At 56.3% G+C, this 2,758-nt stretch carries 3 protein-coding genes; all 3 read left to right on the top strand.

The features are described from left to right. Positions 1-17 precede the first annotated feature (17 nt). Positions 18-149: a hypothetical protein gene (locus ABIB45_RS22390; RefSeq protein ID WP_354218029.1), complete on the top strand. Its 132-nt coding sequence runs from the start codon at positions 18-20 to the stop codon at positions 147-149. A 200-nt stretch (positions 150-349) separates the two neighbouring features. Next, positions 350-1,834, top strand: coding sequence for an APC family permease (locus ABIB45_RS22385; RefSeq protein WP_354218028.1), 1,485 nt, complete (start codon positions 350-352; stop codon positions 1,832-1,834). Between the two features lie 120 nt (positions 1,835-1,954). Continuing rightward, on the top strand, positions 1,955-2,617 hold the full coding sequence (locus tag ABIB45_RS22380) for a DUF5134 domain-containing protein (RefSeq protein WP_354218027.1): 663 nt from the start codon (positions 1,955-1,957) through the stop codon (positions 2,615-2,617). Positions 2,618-2,758 lie beyond the last annotated feature (141 nt).

The raw sequence follows: 2,758 nt of genomic DNA, 5'->3' as shown, positions 1-2,758 counted from the left end.
GCCTCGAAGACTGGCCCATCATGCCCCGCCAAAACATCGGCTTCATGCTCGAACCCCACGGCTTCTTCGACCAAAACCCCACCCTCAACCTCCCCACCAACGAAAACCGGGAAGAAACAACCAACGGACAGTGCTGCACCACCGACTAACAGTCCATAACTGAGTCCGCGGGAGCGCGGTGATTCGTCACGGCGCTCCCGCGGACTCGCCTCGCCACTAGGGCGAATCCTCTCGGACCTTCCAACGTGCTTTGACGTTCGCGCATCAGGGTCCGTCCCATACTCGCCGGCCGCCAGAGGCGTTCAGGCAGTAAAGATCACACGACGTTCAATCCATCAAAGGAGATGTTATGAGTGAAAAACGTTTGGATGATGTCGATCACCTGAAAAGGTCGATCGACTGGAAACAGGGTATGGCAATTGCATTGGGGGTGCCCTTGCTGATTCTGCCGTCGTTGGGGTATCTCCCGATGTATGTGTCTGGTGCAGCTATTTTGATCTGGGGATTATCGGTCCTTCAGGGTTTCATGCAGAACACCGCGTACGCTGAAATGGCCACCACCTTTCCCAAGGTTTCTGGTGTGCCGGGGTTTGCGCAGCACGTCTTCCGCACTGAGAACTACAAAGGCAAGTACGACAAGGGCAAGCTGCTCGGTGGTTTCACCGCTTGGAGCTATTGGTTTGGCTGGAACCCGATCCTGGCGATCTTTTCCATTTTGGTCGGCGGTTACCTCCATGGGCTTTTTCCGGTTCTGGGTGAAACGTTCACTGAGTATCAACTGTCGTTGATGGCCGGTGGTGTTATTTTCTCGGCATTGTTCGTGGTCAATTGGTTCGGCCTGAAGGAAGGCGCCATTCTGGGTTATGTTCTGGCGGCTATATCTCTGATACCGCTGGTTATCTTGGCCGTGGCCCCTTTTGCTACCGGACACGTCGATCTATCCAATATCACCGGCAGTTGGTGGCCGAGTGACTGGGCTTGGGACCTGCATCATATCCTGATTCTATTTGGCGTCTTTGGAATTGCGCATTGGAGTGCCTGTGCCTGGGAAACGGCAGCCATGTACGGACCTGAGTACAAAAACCCGTCCAAAGATGCCCCTAAGGCTCTGTTTGCCTGCGGCATCATCTGCTTGTTCTTGTTTGTCATGCTGCAATCTTCAGTGATAGGCGTTCTGGGTGTTGAGGGTGTATTGGCAGAACCCGTGTCGCCGTTGATTCCAGTCGCCGAGGCTGTTTTCGGCCAAGCCGGTTCCATGATCACCATCATCTTGTTGATGGCCGCTATGGTCCTGATCATTCAAACGGCTTATCTGGGTTCTTCCCGCGCAATGCACTCCATGGCGATAGAAGGCAACCTTCCTAAATTCTGTGGTCACACTAACAGTCACGGAACTCCGTTTGTTGCCTTGCTGATCATCGCTGCCTTTAACTTTGCGCTGATTTCCATGGGAGACGCCTCGGCGGTCCTTGGTGCGTCGGCGATTGGCTACACGATAGCCCATGGTCTGACCCTGTTTTCTTATGTCAAATCTAAGAATGACCCGGCCTTTGCCGATGTGGAGAGGCCCTTCAAGGCGCCCAAACGTTGGAGGCATGTTGGCCTGGTCTTTGGCCTATTCAATGTGCCGTTGTGTGTTATCGGCGTCGTGTACCTCAACGGTCTGGAAATCGGTTGGGCTCCCACCTGGGTGGCGTTTGGCGTGCTGGGAATCTACATACCCATCTGGCTGTATTCGCAGCATGAGACGAAACGGGCAAAAACCAAGGCAGCTGCTGCTCCCTCTTCAGATCACTACGCCCATGACCGGGACGAGGTCCTGGACCTCACCTAAAAACCCGGCATCTACGCCTCCAGACCTGGAGTTGGAGTTCGAGCATTCCCAGAACGCGGGCCCCGGTGCTGTTGACAGTCGCACCGGGGCCGATCCACTTGACCCACATCGAAGTAGAGCGTGATTCGCGTGTTTAATGTCCCCGCAGTTACCTGGACTCTCACGGCTGTCTTGCTGCTTGGAGCATGCCGTTACCTTCTTCAGGCGGCGAGGTCCCGCCATCTCACGGACCAGGCCAATAAAAGCCTCCATGCCCTCATGAACGTCCTGATGGCTGCCATGCTGTGGAACCTTGTGCCGTCAACCATGCTGGCCCAGATCGCAGTTCTTGCCGGCGCTTCACTGTGGTTTGTGATTCAGGCGGTCGCCCGGCCGGCGTTCAAAATACTCTGTGCCGGCAGCCAAGGCCGGCTGAAATGCGTTTATCACAGCCTCACCATGGCCGGCGCGGCTCTCATGATTGGGATGATGGGTCATGCCGCCACCATCGGGCACGAAATTGCTCCGGCAGCGTCATCCTCGCACGCCCACCACTCAGGAGCACCGGCAGCCCCAAGCACGGCCCCACCGGGGTTAGTTCAAGCATCTGACCTGGCCATGCCACTGACGGTATTCTTCGCAGCCGCGGCAGTGGTGTTCCTTATCCTTCTGCTGCGTGGCAGGGTAGCAAAACCCGCTGCCCGCGACCATGCGGCGCCAAGACACTCCTTCCGCGCCGAACACGGGCACGAAGCCCTGGGCGCTGCTGTCATGGCCCTGATGTTTGCCACCATGGCGGCATAAACAGACCTTTGCGCTTATGGACGCGATGGAGGGGAAGCCGTCCTGTCTTAGCCTTGATCCACCGATGAGGTTGGGATCGGGTCCGGCGTTTTAAACACGAAATGCCCGTCTTTTGGGGGAAAATATGGCTTACCACAGTCA

Source organism: Arthrobacter sp. UYCo732 (assembly GCF_040547265.1).
Lineage (GTDB): Bacteria > Actinomycetota > Actinomycetes > Actinomycetales > Micrococcaceae > Arthrobacter.
Note: the sequence above shows the minus strand (reverse complement) of the source record. Positions and strands in the feature narration are given on the sequence as shown.